A 16,201-nucleotide genomic window follows, 5' to 3' on the forward strand; every position below is an offset into this window, starting at 1 on the left:
GCAGAATAGATCCTACGCATTCACAACCAATTCACGTAAATCTTTCTTCATGATTTTACCAAGTTTATTTTTTGGCAGATCCTGCGTGAAATGAATGGATGGCACTTTGTAATCTGCTAAACGTTCCTTGCAGTAATTCAACACATCTTCTTCGCAGAAATCGACAGATTCGTCTTTTACGATATACGCACTTGGTACTTCACCATATAAGTCATCTGGTACCCCAATGACAGCAGATTCAATTACACCTGGAATTTGATCAATGACCTCTTCCACTTGGTCAGGATAAATATTATCCCCACCGTATAGAATCACATCTTTGTATCTCCCTGTGATGTAAAGAAAACCGTCTTCATCCAGATAGCCTGCATCCCCCATATGGAACCAGCCATCTTTGAGCACTTTCTCTGTCGCTTCAGGTTGATGATAGTAGCCTAAGAAATAAAATGGGCTTCTCATGACGACCTCGCCAATTTCTCCAGCTGGGAGCGCCTCCTCTGTCTCAGGATGCACGATTTTGACTTCTACATCCGGATCCACTTTACCAGCAGAGCCCATCTTATCCTCGCCCATCGCTGGATGCCACGCACTCACAACCCACGCTTCCGTACTTCCATAGCCATGCATCATCTGAATGCCTACTTCTTTGTAATCTTTAATTAAGCGTACCGGTACCTTCGTACCACCAGAAATCGCAATTTCAAAAGATGAGAGATCGTACGAACCGCGCTTCATTTCTTCTAGCATGTACGTATAAGCTGATGGGAAAGCCATCATAAACGTAATTCTTTCTTTCTCAATCGTTTCTAAAATGCGTTTCGGTGTTGCATCATGTAAGAAGACTAACGTATACCCTTCAATTGCAGCTGCAATCAAGTGATTAATAGAACTCATATGATACAGCGGATGACTTGCCAAGTATCGTTTTCCTTTCAGATCAAATCCTCGATTCCCACGTCGTGTTAAAAATTGATAGATTCGTCCATGTCCGACCATACAGCCTTTTGGATTGCCTGTTGTACCTGAGGTGAATAAAATCATGGCCAAATCTTCTTCTGATACCTGTTCAGCAAGATCAATGCCATCATTAGACGCCAATATGTCTTCAAACAGCTGTGTTGTTTTCGCATTGACACCAGATTCCACCATGAGACAATCTTCTAAAGACACATTCACTGCCGCAATGATGTCGCGGAATTCACGGTCAAAAAATAAAGCCTTTGGCTCTGCTTTTTTCAAGATACCTTCTAGCTCAAAAGAGGTAAGTTGCCAGCTAAGCGGTACGGCGACTGCACCTGCTTTAATGGCTGCCAGCATAATCGTAGAAAAGTGATGATGGTTTTGACAAATAAAGCACACCCGGTCACCTTTTCGAATTCCTTTACGATGTAAGTAATGCGCCAGCTGATCAATGCGTTTTGCATATTCTTCAAATGTATAAGACACACCGCCGCCAGTTACCGCTTCAATTTGTGAAGAGCGTTCCATTCTGTCGTTTAGTAATGCCTGTAAAGTATTCAATATCTTCATCTCCAAACGTTTGATGTCCAATAGCCAATTTCCAGTGAATTGGATTGGCAGATTTTATCTCATTCACATTCTAAAATAAAAAGAGGTGAAAGTAAAATCATTTCATTTTGGAATTGTTACTTTTATTAATTGATAATATAGGTAATTTTATAGCCGTCTTCCATTTTGGTTTAAATGATGATGCTTATTATGATAAGATAGACCTAGTAATTGATCGGAAAATGCGAATGCAATAGGAAAAGAGGTATGGAGAATGCAACATTTCGAGCTAGAGGCAAGTTTGTTAGACCATGCACTGACAAAGTATTTAAAGGCGACGAAACGAATAGATGAAGAGAATATCCCGAAAAACGTCACGAATGTAAAAGGGTTTATTTTACGCATCATCTACCGCCATCAATCATGTACTGTGAAAAATATTCTGCAGGAAGTTTCATTATCTCCCTCCGCAACAACAACCGCTCTCAATCACTTAGAAGATGAAGGGCTGATTATCCGCTCTAGAAATAACAATGACCGCCGTACGGTATGGATTACACTCTCTGAATCAGGTGAACAAATCGCCAGACAAATGATCGACAATCGTCAGCTACTTGTCAATCAACTGTTCAATCACCTATCAGAAGAAGATAAAAAAACATTTTTTGAATTAATCGAAAAAATGATGGACGAGTATACATTAAAGGCTTAGGAAATATCCTAAGCCTTCTTTTTATGGCTTTAAGATGACTTTTATACAATCATCTTGTTTTTCATTGAATATGTGATACGCATGAGCTGCGTCATCTAGCGGCAATTGATGTGTGATGATCGCTCTAGGATCAATTTCCCCGGTTGTCACTTTTTGATAAAGCTTTGACATGTACCCTCTCGCCGGTGCCTGTCCCATTTTCAGCGTGACGTTTCTTGCGAAAAAAGCACCCAATGGGAACATATTGTAAAGACCTCCATACACACCCGTCAGCTGAACAGTCCCGCATTTCCTCACGGCTTTTGTGGCAATTTGAATGGGCCCTATCGTTCCGCCTTGCAGCTTGAGCTTCTGTTCAATCTTTTCAAGCGGTGACTTTTTCCCATCCATCCCCACACAATCAATGACAACATCCGCCCCGCCTTTTGTGAGCTCCTTTAGGGTTTCTCCCATGTCAGGGTCTTCTGTAAAATCAAATACTTCTACGCCGCTCATTCGTTTTGCATGATGTAGACGGTAGTCAATGTAATCAACAGCAATGACCCGCTCTGCGCCCTTTTGCCAAGCAAATTGCTGTGCCATTAACCCAACAGGTCCACACCCCAGCACAATGACTGTATCCCCCTTTTTTACACCTGCGTGTTCTACACTCCAATAAGCAGTTGGCAGAACATCTGATAAAAACAGCAATTGTTCATCCTCTAGCTCACAATCATCCGGCACCTTAAATGGTGTATAGTTTCCAAAGGGCACACGTAAATATTCAGCCTGTCCTCCGGGGTAATTCCCATATTTCTCACTGTATCCAAAAAGTCCGCCTGAATCATAATGAGGATTTGAGTGATCGCATTGACTTTCTAAATGGTGATGGCAATACTGGCATTGACCACACGCCACGGTAAATGGAATAACGACACGATCTCCCTTTTTCACCGCAGTGACATCCGGCCCGACTTCCTCTACCACCCCCATCGGTTCATGCCCAATCACATAGCCGATAGGAAGCGGGAAATTCCCTTGATATAAATGTAAATCTGACCCACAAATAGCTGTAGATGTTATCCGAACGATGACATCTTCACGATCTTGTATGGATGGTGCAGCTACTTCCTTTACCGCAATGCGGCTTTTCCCTTGATAGGTGACAGCTCTCATTTGCATTTCCTCCTTTAGTTCAAGTCATCATTTCTATAGCTTCACCTTGAATGGATGGTTCATACATATGAATAGGGATGCTGTTCCACAAGGGAAAACAAAATAACCCGTGATTCGACAGGCTGTTTATTCAAAGCTGTGTAACGCGTTACACAGCTATTTATCTTCGACAAACACCAAATCATACTGAGCAGAGGTCTCCCCACCCTCCATCATGTTCCCTTCCTGTATAAAATAAGGGCACATACCTGGACTTTGTGCTTCTTCAAATTGTTCAAACACTTGCTCAATATAGCCAGGCAGCAGCAAAACCAACATTTTATTTGAATGAGACACGAATTCATACAAGTGAACGGTATTCGGAGGAATATAGGCAAAATCCCCTGGCATCAAGCAAATATTTTCTCCGTTTAACTGAAGATTGATTCTGCCTTCAACACAATAAAGTGCTTCTGTATGCATTTCATGATAATGCGAACGTAATCCTTTTCCCTTTGTCCCTTCAATCACAAAATAACTAAATCCGTCTCCTGTTGTTTCCGTTGTCGCAATCAGCTCATGAAGCTGACCTTCGACCATGTATTGCTTTCCTTCACCAGCCTCCAGCACATATGGCTGCACTGCGCGCGGGAGCTGACTATGAAACAAAACAGCTGGCTTGGTTGTATTGGATAGCTCCCTAATGCCGTGCATCAATATGATATCGCTTTCTTTTTCAGCCTGATGAAAGCTGTCTGCATCAAATGGGTGATCAGTCATCGGCCATTCATTCTGCAACAGCCTCTTTCCGATTTGCTGATAGACATCTGTCATTTGCCCGCCCAGTGTATAAGAAATAAACCTTGTTTTGTGACTATGCATTCTATAGCCATGAATTGTTTTGGGCGGAATATGAATATAATCGCAGGCCGTCACCATATACTTTTTACCGTCCAGTATCACTTCCAGCTTCCCTTCCAGCACAAAGATGGTTTCAAATAGCGTCTCATGACAATGCAGCGGAAAGTAAGCACCTTTCCCACCTGTGATTAAGACAAGCTCAAACAGTTGATTTGTTTGATTTGCTTCTGCCAGCACATGTACAAGCTGATTTTCCAAACCATACAGCTCCCCCGAACCGGACACGGTATAAAAAGAGGTATCTTCGGATTGCTTGATCGATTGTGGTTGCTCCGACATCCCATCACTCCTCATGACTAATTGACTATCTTTATTATATAGACCAATTGATATAATAGATAGGCAATATGCGAGAGATTTTACTCTTCTCGCATAAATAAGTGTCTAAGGTAACATTTTACGTGCTCTAAAGGTGTCGTTTGCTTTAATACAGTAGTCATTGATAATCCGCCGATGACCATTGAATGAAGGAGAGATGCCCGCTCATCCGCTTTTATTTCATCATATCCGCTATTCATCAGCTTTTTTTTGACAAGCTCTTGCCAGCGGATCATTTCTTGTTTGCATGCAGCATGAAGTTTTGTATGTTCAGGTTTTGACTCTGCCGCCAGTAAGACAATCGGTATCCCTCTTTCACTTTCTTGCTCCATAAAACCCCGAATAATATTTGTCATAAAATGATCGACGGCGACATATGGGTCATCAGAATAGGCAAAGCTTGCTTCAATTTGATCGATGACCCTTTGACTAATATATTCAACGGCTGCTATGGCTAGCTCTTCTTTTCCATTTGGAAAGTAATAATAAAGAGATCCTTTCGGCGTGCCGCTCTCTCGAATGATTTGATTCAACCCTGTCGCATGATACCCCTGTTTACGTAAAAGAAGTGCGGCCGTTTGAATGATTTTGTCCTTCGTACTCACGTGTGACACTCCTTTCCTCCATAGACCAACGTCGATGCCATTGTATTATTGATTCAGTAATGGATGCGTTCCTTTCCATAATGAGGATGATTCTATTTCTGACGCCAGTCTGAGCAGCCAGTCCTCTTTTCCTTTCGGTGCTGTCACCTGTACGCCTAAAGGCATGCCTGCTTCTGTGAGATGAACTGGCACACTCATAGATGGCTGGCCGGTTAGGTTAGCCAGCTGTGTAAATGGTGTGTAGGTCAAACTCTTGAGGAACATTTCATAAATCAGATCCTGCTGTGCTTGCATTGAAAGGGATGACACACGTAACAATGCAGACATTTCTTGTTCGTTATGCATCAGCTCGCCAACCTTTGGAGCCGAATAGGCAGTAGCTGGGGTCACATATAGATCGTAGGTTTGATGAAATGCAGCCATTTTTGCAGCGGCCATATCCCATGCATCAAGACTTTCTGTATAAGCAGCAGCTGTCACATTTTTTCCTGCTTCCGCCAGTACCCATGCCACAATATCTGTCTCCTCCGGCTGCACCGGACGCCCGAATGAACGAGCCAGAGAGGTAAATAAGGCAGACATTTCACCGCTGTTCATGACATAATATTGCTGCATCAGATGGACACCATCAATGTCCGGCTTCGCTTCCTCTATTTGATGCCCTTGTTCACTCAGCCATTTCACAGTGTTCAAGACTGCCTGCTTTGCTTCCTCACTCACCTTCGTGCCTACTGGAGAGTCTACACTGTAAGCAATTCGCATAGAAGAGGTTCGTTTCACCAAATCCTCCTGATAGCTACCGTCATATAATGGCGTTTGGAACGCAGCCTCTGGCTGAATGACTTGAAGCAAATCAAGCAGGGCTGCACTGTCTCGAACTGTTTTTGTGAGCGTAAAATCAATGGAAGCTCCTTGCCACTGCCTTCCTGCACCCGGGCCGACCGGTGTTCTCCCCCTTGTTGGCTTGAGTCCAAATAAACCAGTAAAGGATGCCGGAATCCGAATAGACCCTCCGCCATCACTCGCTCCACCCGCCGGTACGATGCCGCTTGCCACAGCTGCTGCCGTCCCGCCGCTTGAACCGCCCGGAGAATAGTCAGCATTCCAAGGGTTTCTCGTCGGACCATATAAAAAGGGTTCTGTCACATTTCGCAATCCGAATTCAGGTGTGTTCGTATGACCGATCATGAGGAGCCCAGCCTGCTTCAATCGACGGACAAAGTGGGAATCTGTTTGCGCCTTTACATCCTTTAACAGCAAAGCACCCGCCGTCAAAGGTTCATTCTCCAGCCCCTGCGATATATTTTTCAACACAAACGGAACACCAGCAAAAGGCTGATCCGCATCTAGTGACTTCATGTCTTTGAACACTTGATCTCGTCTAGTATGAATCACCGCATTTAGTACTGGATTCACTTCTTCCAATCTAGTAAATGCAGCTTGTACAAGCTCTTCGGGCGTGACCTGCTTTTTCTGCACAAGTGACGCCAGTCCTGTCGCATCATACGTCATATACTCTTTTACATTCATCGGCATGTCCTTCTTTCTCATATTATGATCTCTCTATTGTCTACTAGAATTCTATGAAATTCAATTTCGGGATACGTGTGAAAAAAACTTTCTTTCTAGACTATGATTCTTCTAACCATCCATCTTATTTCTCCGATATAATAAAGAAAAAAAGACGGAGGTCATCTCGTATGCAAGGAGCCATTGCCTTGAAAAAGAAAATCGTCGTGGTCATCGCGTTTCTTCTTGCTTTGACAACTGCTTTGCCCTTCCATTCGCAGGCAGCTGCACCACCAAAAGAAACAGATGTCATCATCGTCTATAAAAATCAAAAAGGAAAACAGACGGCTATTCAAGAAAGTGAAAAAGTGAACGCTCAATACATACATCTTCCAGCTGTAGCAGTGACAGCAGATGAGCAAGCTGTCACCTCACTTAAAAAAGACCCGAACATCGCTTATGTTTCAAAAAACGTTAGGATCAAACTCGCTGCTGCTACCATGAAAAAAACGGCTGCTGCTACTGGCCAGGATGCTTTGGTACAAAAATCTTATAACTTGCAGAAGCTCAATGTAAAGCAAGCAATCAAAGAAGGTGTGACAGGGAAAAATGTGAAAGTAGCCGTTCTCGATACTGGTATTTTCCCACATGAAGATTTAAAGGTAGCCGGCGGTAAATCATTCGTCGATTACACGTCTTCTTACAAAGATGATGAAGGACATGGAACACATGTCGCCGGTACAATTGGGGCGCTCAATAATGATTACGGTACGGTCGGCGTCGCTTCTGGTGTGAAGCTGTATGCTGTAAAAGTATTAGATAAAAAAGGAGAGGGCGACTTATACAGTCTGCTCCGAGGCATTGATTGGGCGATTAGCAATAAGATGGACATCATCAACCTAAGTCTAGCTTTTGAAGATAACATTCCGATTTTACGTTCAGCAGTTGATGAAGCATACAAAAAAGGACTGCTGGTCGTTGCTGCAAGTGGAAATGATGGAAAGAAGAATGGGATTAGTTATCCTGCCGCATACAATAGCGTCATTGCTGTTTCCGCAACGACAGACAAAGACAAACTCGCCTCCATCTCTAATACGGGGAAAGGAATTGAATTTTCCGCTCCCGGCGAGAACGTCATCAGTACCTATTTGAAAAATGAATATTGGTATGCAACCGGTACATCACAAGCGGCACCGCATGTCACAGGGATGCTGGCGCTGTTAAAACAGCTACATCCTAAGAAAACAAATGTTCAGCTCCGCACTTTATTGCGCAGCTATACAGTCGATCTCGGCGCAAAAGGAAAAGATTCACAATTCGGCTATGGCCGCGTGCAATATGTGCCGCAGTCAACCTTTTTAAAGGCTGCGACAAGCGCAGTCAAGACAGCCGAAACATCTAAAAAACAGACAGATGTTGATCAAGCCAAAACGAAAATTGGCAGACTAACTGCCAGCAAGCAAAAAACCGCACTCACTGACCGAGTCAAAAAAGTCCAAACAGCCATTGATATTCGTGACGCACGAGCGAAGGTCAAATCAGCTGAAAAAAGTAAAACCCAAGGCTCGATTAAAAGTGCCCAAACGGCTATTAAAAAGCTATCCAAAGGCAAAGAAAAAACAAGCCTGCAAAACCGGCTCGACAAAGTCAAAAAACAAGTCGCCTATCAAAAGAAAGTGACAGATGCCAAACAAAAAGTAAAAAAAGCGGAAGCCAAACGAACAAAGAAAACAAAAGCAACCGCTCAAAGTGCGGTCAAACAACTAAAAGCATCTAAAACAAAAACTGATTTACAAAAACGAATCAACCGGATCAAGGTTTGATAAAAAAACGATTCCTTTCAGCAAGGAATCGTTTTTCTATTTCAACATCTTCTGAAACAAGGTGTGATGATATTTCCCTTTCGCATCCAGCCTCACTTGATCGAGGATGTGCGCTATTGAATGGATGACATCACGGAGTGCTCGATGAACCGAGCCCTGCTCAAAGGAAGCTAAACTCTCCGGCAGTTCATCTTCATCCAAAACAAAGAAATCACCATTCGGAAGAACGAGTAGATCAATCAATAAATCTTCAAAAACAACCGCCCGTTCTTCAAACCATGTATGTCTGACGATATTCACATAAGAGCCAAGTTCATTACCTTGATCATCTCGCCAAAAATAGACATTGTAAGGCCGGTCCGTCCAATAATAGGCGGTCGTATAACTCCCTTTTGGAATCGTGACAGTGCCATCACCAGCAACCATTGTAAATGGTTCTTGAATTTTATGAAACAACACGACTTGCTGCTCCTGTGCGTCTAACAGCTGACACGTATGTTCCACAACCTGATCATCGTATTTGATTTTTCTCTCGATTACGTCATCCCAAGAATTTGCATATAGCGGAAACAATCGGTCACAACCCCTTCTGCATCTACTTCTTATTCTAGTATACACTGCTTTCTTTTGAAGAAATAAAGGTTCACTGCTGCTGTCTATGGAAGACATATGGTGAGATGAAAACAAATGAACGGAATCACAATCATCGAAACCGTAGCAGAACTCGGACAAATCATCTTGGTTTTTTGTGGTTATGCCCTTTACTGGCGGCTTGTGAAAACGAAAATGATCGAAAGCTAACCCTTTATGAACATGTGTTAAAATTCCTGGTCATGTTTGGGTTAATCTCCTGGTGCTTTTCATATATGGCACTGAACGTATGGGTGTCATGAGAAAAAGGAAGAGTCCCGTCCATGCAGGACATACTCTTCCTCTTCTTATTCGGTGTATATTATGAGCCAGCCGGCTGTTCTTTTTTGATCACATACTGATAGCTCTTCACATGCGTCCCATTTTGATTCACAAATTCTTTATCAAGTGCCCGTTCGAAGCCCATTCTTTCATATAAACGAATGGCGGCCTGCATTTTATCCGACGTATGAAGGTACAGGACGTTCTCGCCCCACGATTGCGTCAGTTCTATACTTTTACGCAACAATGACTCTGCAATACCTTTTCCTCTCACATCAGGATCTACCCCTAAAAACCGGACAATCGCTGAAGTAATGCCCATCTCCGGCTTGTCATATGCCTGTTCTGATGATCGGAACATTTGAAGGGTCCCCACGACCTTGCCCTCAAGCTCGGCCACAAGCATCAACTCCATGTTTGGGTTATCTACAGCCGCTCGCAGGGCTGCAGAATAATTTTGCCAGCCTTCCTCTGTAAATTGAGGCTCATACTGTGCGTATGATTTGATCAGCACATGTGTGATCGCCTCATGATCTTCGCTCACCGCTTGACGAATGATCAACTCTTGCTTCTCCATGCCAGCACCTCCTGTTTGTCTATGAATGGATATACGTATCATGCAATCACTGCATGCCGATGATCTAATTCTTTTCTCTACTCATTCAATGTAAAGAGTCTCCTTCGAAAGATCAATGATTTTGCACGAAAACTTCTTTGAAAATTTTGATTGAAATGGAAAGCTTGATTCATTATGCTGATTTGAGGACGTATACGAGGAGTGTCATCATATGAATTCTTTATCTTATCCCCAAGAATCGAAAAAAAATCGATTCCTCCTTGCCGCGCTTCTTGGCTCTTTAACAGCCCTTGCACCGCTGGCAATGGATATGTATTTACCTGCTTTACCTAATATCGCCCGTGACTTTGAAGCAAGCACGGCGCTGTCTCAGTTAAGTCTCATGGCTTGTTTGATTGGACTTGCGCTTGGACAGCTCATTGCAGGTCCAATCAGTGATACAGTTGGCAGAAGAAAGCCGCTGATGGTTGGATTGATCATTTTTATTGCGGCCTCTCTTTTATGTACAGTGGTCACATCAATTTGGACATTCATTCTTTTAAGGCTGATTCAAGGACTTGCTGGTTCAGCAGGCATTGTTATTGCACGAGCCATCGTGAGAGATCATTATGAAGGCTCAGAAATGACGAAATTCTTTGCTTTGCTCATGTTAGTCAACGGAGTGGCTCCTGCAGCGGCACCGATCGTGGGCGGACAAATGTTACGGTTCACGACGTGGCAGGGAGTATTTGTTCTGCTAGGAATCCTCGGGGCGCTCATGCTTCTAAGATCGATGTTTTCATTGAAAGAAAGCTTACCTGTGGAACGTAGACAGACTGGAGGCTTTAAACAGATCCTAGGTGCGATGAAAATTCTAGCGAGCGATCGACTCTTTGTCGGATATGCTCTCTCACAAGGACTTGTCTTCGCAGCAATGTTTGCGTATATCTCTGGATCACCGTTTGTATTGCAGGAGATTTTCAACCTTTCTCCGCAAGGCTTCAGTGCTGCCTTTGCGGTGAATAGTCTTGGCATCATCACAGCCGGACAAGTATTTGCCCGCGTTGCTTCGAAAATTGGTGAGGAGAAAGTCCTTCGCATCGGGCTGCTGACAGCTACTTTAGGGGGCGTCACCTTGTGTGTGATGATCTCTATTGATGCAGGGCTTTATGGCATCCTCATCCCGCTCTTTTTTGTGGTCTCAAGCGTTGGGATTGTCGGCACGTCTGCACCGTCTCTTGCGATGCAACATCACGGTGCGCATGCTGGAAGTGCCGCTGCCCTCATCGGTGTGGCACAAATGCTTCTTGGCGCATGCATGACACCCCTTGTCGGCTTAGCTGGAAGCCAGACTGCCTTTCCCATGGGGCTGATTATTATGCTCTGTGACCTTGGCGCACTTTGCTGTTATTTTTTCTTTGTTGCCAGAGCGAAAAAAAGACCCGCATAAGCGGGCCTTTCATTTATGGCTTGCTCCAATTGATCGTGCGGAACACATTGTACTGGTCATTATTTTGATATGCATCTAGGTCAAAGCCTGAAAGTCCAAAACCAATTGCCATGACAATTCCTCCGGCAACGGTGAAGATGATCCCCCATTTGATGCATTGCTTTTTTAAATCATTCACGTTCATACTCTCACGACCTTCTTTTTAAACATTCCCATGAATGCCTTAGTGGATTGAACAGTCCCTTGCACAAATAGCTTTGTCAAATACGCCGTGGCTATGCCGCTTAATAATCCGACACCTAATAGAAGAATACCAACTCCGATCTGCGTCACCACCACATGCAAACCGTCTTGAAAGATAAACGGAGAACCAATGATGCTCCAAAAACCGCCGAGCAGACCAACTAGCGTCATTGTACCTGTCACGAGTGGAATGCACCAAATCACCATATACACAGAAAGAATCAGCAGGAAGACTGTTGCTAGAATACTGCCCCATAACGGAAAGCCCAAAATGAGGATGGAGAGTCTTGTGGCTTTTTCTCCAAACGTCGGCACCTGAACGGTTTTGATTCCTTGTTCCTTCATAATCCCTTCAGCGATGATGGCAGGCTGACCGACTTGATGAACTGCCTCCTGTTCACTGTAGCCATCTTCCTGATAATCCTCGATCATTTCATCGTAATACTCGATGAACCGATCACTTTCTTTTTCGCCTAGACGATGCAGATGCTTCTCCAAGCTGGCTAAAAATTCTTTTTTATTCATTGCTCTGTCCTCCAGAAATAAAGTCGTAAATCGCCATCACTTGATCCCATTCCGCTAAAAATTGCGCGATATGCTCCCGTCCGTTCTTTGTCATCCGGTAGTATTTTCTTAATCGACTGTTATGTTCCTGTGAATAGGTCTCCACATAATTGTTTTGCTCTAACCGCTTTAATATCGGATATAATGTCGATTCTGAAATCTCAATACAATGGGACATATCTTTAATCATTTGATAACCATAGGAATCGCCTTTCTTTAATACCGCCAGTACACAGAATTCCAGTAATCCTTTTTTTAGTTGTGCATTCATGTTTACAACTCCTAACTATTTATACTATACAATACATAGTATGATGTGACAAGAGGTATAAAATATAAAAAAAGACCCTTTTGGGTCTTTTCGTTTTTATATATTCACAAATCCTTCTCCAAACACATCACGCACGTCATGGACAACAACGAATGCGTCTCGATCAATTTTCTTAATGATTTTCTTTAAACGCATCAGCTCCTGTTTTTGAATGACCGCATAGAGAATTTCCTTCGATTCCTTTGAATAATGACCGCGACCGTTTAATATTGTCACGCCTCGATCCAAGGTGTGATTGATTTCTTCTGCAATATCATCTTTGCATGAAGAAATGATCGTCACTGCTTTTTTCGTGTTAAGCCCTTCTATGACGAAGTCCATCACCTTAGTCGCCACATACAGCATCACAATCGTAAACATTAATTTTTCCGCACCAATAATAAAGTAAGAAGCAAAAACAACGATCAGATCAAAGAACAAGATGGCGTAGCTCACGTTCCAGTCTAGATACTTATTCGCAATTCGACCAAGAATGGCAGATCCCGCTGTTGTACCGCCCGCTCTTAAAACAAGACCAATACCAATCCCAATGATGATCCCAGCGAAAATAGAACCAATGATCAATTCATGGACATTCACCACCCATGTAGTGGTCAAATGTAAAAATAGAGAGTTACTTGCGACAGCTACCACTGTGTAGATCGTGGTCTTCTTGTCCAAGTATTTATACCCCACAAGTAATAAAATCGCATTCAACACAAGGTTTGTCAGCCACGGCGCAATCTCAAACATATAGTAGAAAATGATGGACAGCCCCGTTACGCCGCCTTCACCAAACTCAAGTGGAATGACAAACATGTTCACAGCTGCAGCAAATAAAAAAGAACCAACTAGAATCATTGCAATATCTTTTACACATTTTTTCAATTTCTTCTTTCCTCCTTTTTTTAAGCATATAAAAAACCCTCTTTCTGCACGAAAGAAGACAGTCGTTGGACAAAATAAAAATCAAAAGACGGCGCCTTTTGATGAAGCTTTCTGAAATGAACCTTTCCATAATATATATCTCTTTTTAGAGGCTGTCAATGACTTGGTTTTCTATTATTTCAACTGTATGTTTATGCACTCAAACCCGCATGTTTTCAGGGTTTTTCCGTCATATGATGCTTATTCCTCTCCTTGACAAAAACACTTTAGTCATTTAAACTACTGCCTCATATCATATCCATTATTTCCGATCGACAAAGGAGGCTGTTTGATTTATATGAATCCTATTCAAAGCCGTTTACAGGCTCACACACCATTGATTTTAGATGGTGCACTTGCAACGGAGCTTGAACGAAAGGGCTGTGATTTAAACGACAGTTTATGGTCAGCCAAAATCCTCATTGAACAGCCAGAATTGATTCAGCAAGTACACTTGGACTACTTCCAAGCAGGTGCTGACTGTGCAACAACAGCCAGCTACCAAACGACAATTGATGGCTTTGCTGAAAAAGGCTATACAAAAGAAGAAGCCATCGAATTAATGAAACGATCTGTCATTTTAGCAAAAGAAGCATGTGAGCAGTTTTGGCAGGATGAGACACAACGTAAAGAGCGGACAAAACCATTTGTCGCTGGATCTGTGGGGCCCTTCGGCGCTTATTTGTCTGACGGTTCAGAATATAAGGGGAATTACGGACTCACAGAGCAGGCGCTCATTGATTTTCACAGACCAAGAATTCAAGCATTGGTAGAGGCTGGTGCAGATATTCTCGCTTGTGAAACCATCCCTTGTCTCATTGAAGCGATCGCCATCGCTAAACTGCTGGAGGATGAGTTCAGCGGTGTATATGCGTGGATTACATTTAGTGCAAAAGATGGTCAGCACATTAGTGAAGGAGATTTACTTAGAGACTGTGTACAAGCACTCGAGCCATATGAGCAAATCGCTGCTGTTGGCGTAAACTGTACACCGCCGCAATATATGTCTTCTCTTATTCAGGAGATGAAAAAAGGGACGAGCAAACCGATTGTCGTGTATCCGAACTCAGGGGAATTATATGATCCTGAAGAAAAGGTTTGGAGCGGCGATACGTCTCACCATACATTTGGTGAATGTGCGCAGCAATGGTATAAAGACGGCGCACAAATCATCGGCGGCTGCTGCCGGACGACACCAGAGGATATTACCGATATCTTAAAACAGGCAACATCGTAGCATCATGACTCAACACACATACTTTTAAGCAAAAGGGCGGGAAGACATGGAACAAGCAAAAGATCAGTCACAACAATATCAACGAAAAATGACAAGCCGTCACCTGTTCATGCTTTCTTTAGGTGGCGTGATTGGCACAGGACTCTTTTTAAGTTCAGGATATACGATCAATCAGGCCGGACCTGCGGGAACGATTTTGGCTTATCTGGTTGGGGCATTAATTGTGTATCTCGTGATGCTCTGTTTAGGTGAACTGTCTGTCGCAATGCCGGTTACAGGCGCTTTTCACACATATGCAACAAAATACATTGGGCCCGGCACTGGCTATACAGTGGCTTGGCTTTATTGGCTGACATGGACCGTGGCACTTGGTTCAGAATTTACAGCGGCAGGTCTTTTAATGCAGCGCTGGTTCCCGGACACATCAGTTTGGATGTGGAGCGGTGTTTTTGCCATTCTCATCTTTTTACTCAATGCTTTTACAGTTAAGTTTTTTGCAGAATCGGAATTTTGGTTTTCTAGCATTAAAGTCATGGCTATTATTCTCTTTATTATCCTTGGCGGAGCCGCGATGTTTGGATTGATTCCACTAAAAGGCGGTGAGGCCGCTCCGTTCTTCTCTAACTTCACTGGAGATGGGGGTCTCTTCCCAAACGGCTTTTTACCGATTTTAATGACAATGCTGGCTGTTAATTTTGCTTTTTCGGGTACTGAGCTAATTGGGATTGCTGCGGGCGAAAGTGTCAATCCAGATGAGACCATTCCCCGGGCGATTCGCACGACTGTGCTACGTCTTGTCCTGTTTTTCGTCGGAACGATCGTGGTCTTAGCCGGCTTAATTCCAGTAGAAGAAGCCGGGGTGATCAAAAGTCCTTTCGTTGTGGTCTTTGACCGCATCGGTATTCCTTATGCGGCAGATTTTATGAACTTTGTCATTCTGACGGCGATCTTATCTGCTGCAAACTCAGGACTATACGCTTCATCTCGCATGCTATGGTCCCTTTCTGAAGAACGAACATTACCTAAAAAGCTGGCAAAATTGACGTCAAAGGGAATTCCTTTGAATGCACTCATTTTGAGTATGATTGGGGGCATTCTCTCTTTGCTATCGAGTGTCATCGCACCTGAAACGGTGTATCTGGTTCTTGTTTCAATCTCTGGACTCGCCGTTGTTGTTGTATGGATGGGAATTGCAGCTTCACAGTTCATGTTTCGCAAAAAATTCTTACAGGATGGCGGACAGCTTCATGATTTATCTTTCCGAACCCCGCTCTATCCGGTGGTTCCGATTGCTGCCTTCCTCCTATGCCTTGCATCTGTGATCGGCATTGCTTTTGATCCAAATCAGCGTATTGCTCTTATCTGCGGTATCCCTTTTATCGCACTCTGCTATGCTGCCTATTACATGACAACATGGATTCAGAAAAAACGAGAAAAACCTGGTGTATAGCACCAGGGTTTTTGTTTGTCC

16 protein-coding genes are annotated in these 16,201 nt (G+C 43.3%); 5 read left to right on the forward strand and 11 right to left on the reverse strand.

Annotated elements, in window-relative coordinates; translation table 11 throughout:
• Positions 1 to 12: 12 nt before the first annotated feature.
• Positions 13 to 1,521, reverse strand: a complete 1,509-nt coding sequence (locus N521_RS06745) for a class I adenylate-forming enzyme family protein (RefSeq protein ID WP_035390565.1) — start codon at positions 1,519 to 1,521, stop codon at positions 13 to 15.
• Positions 1,522 to 1,783: 262 nt separating this feature from the next.
• Here N521_RS06745 and N521_RS06750 point away from each other — a divergent pair, with 262 nt between their 5' ends.
• Positions 1,784 to 2,221: a MarR family winged helix-turn-helix transcriptional regulator gene (locus N521_RS06750; protein WP_024719020.1), complete on the forward strand. Its 438-nt coding sequence runs from the start codon at positions 1,784 to 1,786 to the stop codon at positions 2,219 to 2,221.
• 21 nt (positions 2,222 to 2,242) lie between these two features.
• On the opposite strand, the gene N521_RS06755 is transcribed toward N521_RS06750, so the two are convergent.
• From N521_RS06755 to N521_RS06770, 4 genes are all read right to left on the reverse strand, one after another.
• A complete protein-coding gene (locus tag N521_RS06755) occupies positions 2,243 to 3,376 on the reverse strand; it encodes a zinc-dependent alcohol dehydrogenase (RefSeq protein ID WP_035390568.1) in 1,134 nt (377 codons plus the stop codon).
• Between the two features lie 156 nt (positions 3,377 to 3,532).
• On the reverse strand, positions 3,533 to 4,555 hold the full coding sequence (locus N521_RS06760) for a quercetin 2,3-dioxygenase (protein ID WP_035390571.1): 1,023 nt from the start codon (positions 4,553 to 4,555) through the stop codon (positions 3,533 to 3,535).
• 80 nt (positions 4,556 to 4,635) lie between these two features.
• A complete protein-coding gene (locus N521_RS06765) occupies positions 4,636 to 5,199 on the reverse strand; it encodes a TetR/AcrR family transcriptional regulator (protein WP_035390572.1) in 564 nt (187 codons plus the stop codon).
• A 45-nt stretch (positions 5,200 to 5,244) separates the two neighbouring features.
• Entirely contained in the window at positions 5,245 to 6,729 is a 1,485-nt protein-coding gene (locus tag N521_RS06770; RefSeq protein WP_035390573.1) for an amidase, read from the reverse strand.
• Positions 6,730 to 6,899: 170 nt separating this feature from the next.
• Between N521_RS06770 and N521_RS06775 the strand changes: the two genes are divergently transcribed.
• Positions 6,900 to 8,531, forward strand: coding sequence for a S8 family peptidase (locus N521_RS06775; RefSeq protein ID WP_035390574.1), 1,632 nt, complete (start codon positions 6,900 to 6,902; stop codon positions 8,529 to 8,531).
• Between the two features lie 36 nt (positions 8,532 to 8,567).
• Here the strand turns inward: N521_RS06775 and N521_RS06780 are convergent, their stop codons facing one another.
• On the reverse strand, positions 8,568 to 9,104 hold the full coding sequence (locus N521_RS06780) for a ribonuclease FAU-1 family protein (RefSeq protein ID WP_035390575.1): 537 nt from the start codon (positions 9,102 to 9,104) through the stop codon (positions 8,568 to 8,570).
• A gap of 379 nt (positions 9,105 to 9,483) precedes the next feature.
• Complete coding sequence (locus N521_RS06790; protein WP_035390577.1) at positions 9,484 to 10,020, reverse strand: GNAT family N-acetyltransferase; 537 nt, start codon at positions 10,018 to 10,020, stop codon at positions 9,484 to 9,486.
• A gap of 211 nt (positions 10,021 to 10,231) precedes the next feature.
• Between N521_RS06790 and N521_RS06795 the strand changes: the two genes are divergently transcribed.
• Positions 10,232 to 11,449: a multidrug effflux MFS transporter gene (locus tag N521_RS06795; protein WP_035390579.1), complete on the forward strand. Its 1,218-nt coding sequence runs from the start codon at positions 10,232 to 10,234 to the stop codon at positions 11,447 to 11,449.
• 13 nt (positions 11,450 to 11,462) lie between these two features.
• Here N521_RS06795 and N521_RS19645 read toward each other — a convergent pair whose 3' ends face one another.
• From N521_RS19645 to N521_RS06810, 4 genes are all read right to left on the reverse strand, one after another.
• A complete protein-coding gene (locus N521_RS19645) occupies positions 11,463 to 11,633 on the reverse strand; it encodes a hypothetical protein (protein ID WP_017360401.1) in 171 nt (56 codons plus the stop codon).
• Positions 11,630 to 12,217: a DUF1700 domain-containing protein gene (locus tag N521_RS06800; RefSeq protein ID WP_035390581.1), complete on the reverse strand. Its 588-nt coding sequence runs from the start codon at positions 12,215 to 12,217 to the stop codon at positions 11,630 to 11,632. Before N521_RS06800 ends, N521_RS19645 begins: the two co-directional genes overlap by 4 nt.
• A complete protein-coding gene (locus N521_RS06805) occupies positions 12,210 to 12,527 on the reverse strand; it encodes a PadR family transcriptional regulator (RefSeq protein ID WP_025206674.1) in 318 nt (105 codons plus the stop codon). The genes N521_RS06800 and N521_RS06805 overlap by 8 nt, the downstream gene beginning before the upstream one ends.
• Positions 12,528 to 12,623: 96 nt before the next feature.
• Complete coding sequence (locus N521_RS06810; RefSeq protein WP_025206673.1) at positions 12,624 to 13,454, reverse strand: YitT family protein; 831 nt, start codon at positions 13,452 to 13,454, stop codon at positions 12,624 to 12,626.
• Positions 13,455 to 13,791: 337 nt separating this feature from the next.
• Between N521_RS06810 and mmuM the strand changes: the two genes are divergently transcribed.
• Complete coding sequence (gene mmuM / locus N521_RS06815; protein ID WP_035390584.1) at positions 13,792 to 14,730, forward strand: homocysteine S-methyltransferase; 939 nt, start codon at positions 13,792 to 13,794, stop codon at positions 14,728 to 14,730.
• Positions 14,731 to 14,776: 46 nt separating this feature from the next.
• Positions 14,777 to 16,180 carry an S-methylmethionine permease gene (gene mmuP / locus N521_RS06820; RefSeq protein ID WP_035390586.1) on the forward strand — a complete coding sequence of 468 codons (1,404 nt, stop codon included), beginning with the start codon at positions 14,777 to 14,779 and terminating at the stop codon, positions 16,178 to 16,180.
• Positions 16,181 to 16,201: the final 21 nt, after the last annotated feature.

This window comes from Bacillus sp. UNC125MFCrub1.1 (assembly GCF_000701305.1).
GTDB classification, from domain to species: Bacteria; Bacillota; Bacilli; order Bacillales; family Bacillaceae; genus Bacillus; species Bacillus altitudinis.

Excerpts from the sequence above, each read along its gene's own strand:
- N521_RS06750 (WP_024719020.1), top strand. The coding sequence starts at position 1,784 with ATGCAACATTTCGAGCTAGAGGCAAGTTTGTTAGACCATGCACTGACA.
- N521_RS06755 (WP_035390568.1), bottom strand. The coding sequence starts at position 3,376 with ATGAGAGCTGTCACCTATCAAGGGAAAAGCCGCATTGCGGTAAAGGAA.
- N521_RS06760 (WP_035390571.1), bottom strand. The coding sequence starts at position 4,555 with ATGTCGGAGCAACCACAATCGATCAAGCAATCCGAAGATACCTCTTTT.
- N521_RS06770 (WP_035390573.1), bottom strand. The coding sequence starts at position 6,729 with ATGAATGTAAAAGAGTATATGACGTATGATGCGACAGGACTGGCGTCA.
- N521_RS06775 (WP_035390574.1), top strand. The coding sequence starts at position 6,900 with ATGCAAGGAGCCATTGCCTTGAAAAAGAAAATCGTCGTGGTCATCGCG.
- N521_RS06790 (WP_035390577.1), bottom strand. The coding sequence starts at position 10,020 with ATGGAGAAGCAAGAGTTGATCATTCGTCAAGCGGTGAGCGAAGATCAT.
- N521_RS06795 (WP_035390579.1), top strand. The coding sequence starts at position 10,232 with ATGAATTCTTTATCTTATCCCCAAGAATCGAAAAAAAATCGATTCCTC.
- N521_RS19645 (WP_017360401.1), bottom strand. The coding sequence starts at position 11,633 with ATGAACGTGAATGATTTAAAAAAGCAATGCATCAAATGGGGGATCATC.
- N521_RS06800 (WP_035390581.1), bottom strand. The coding sequence starts at position 12,217 with ATGAATAAAAAAGAATTTTTAGCCAGCTTGGAGAAGCATCTGCATCGT.
- N521_RS06805 (WP_025206674.1), bottom strand. The coding sequence starts at position 12,527 with ATGAATGCACAACTAAAAAAAGGATTACTGGAATTCTGTGTACTGGCG.
- mmuM (WP_035390584.1), top strand. The coding sequence starts at position 13,792 with ATGAATCCTATTCAAAGCCGTTTACAGGCTCACACACCATTGATTTTA.
- mmuP (WP_035390586.1), top strand. The coding sequence starts at position 14,777 with ATGGAACAAGCAAAAGATCAGTCACAACAATATCAACGAAAAATGACA.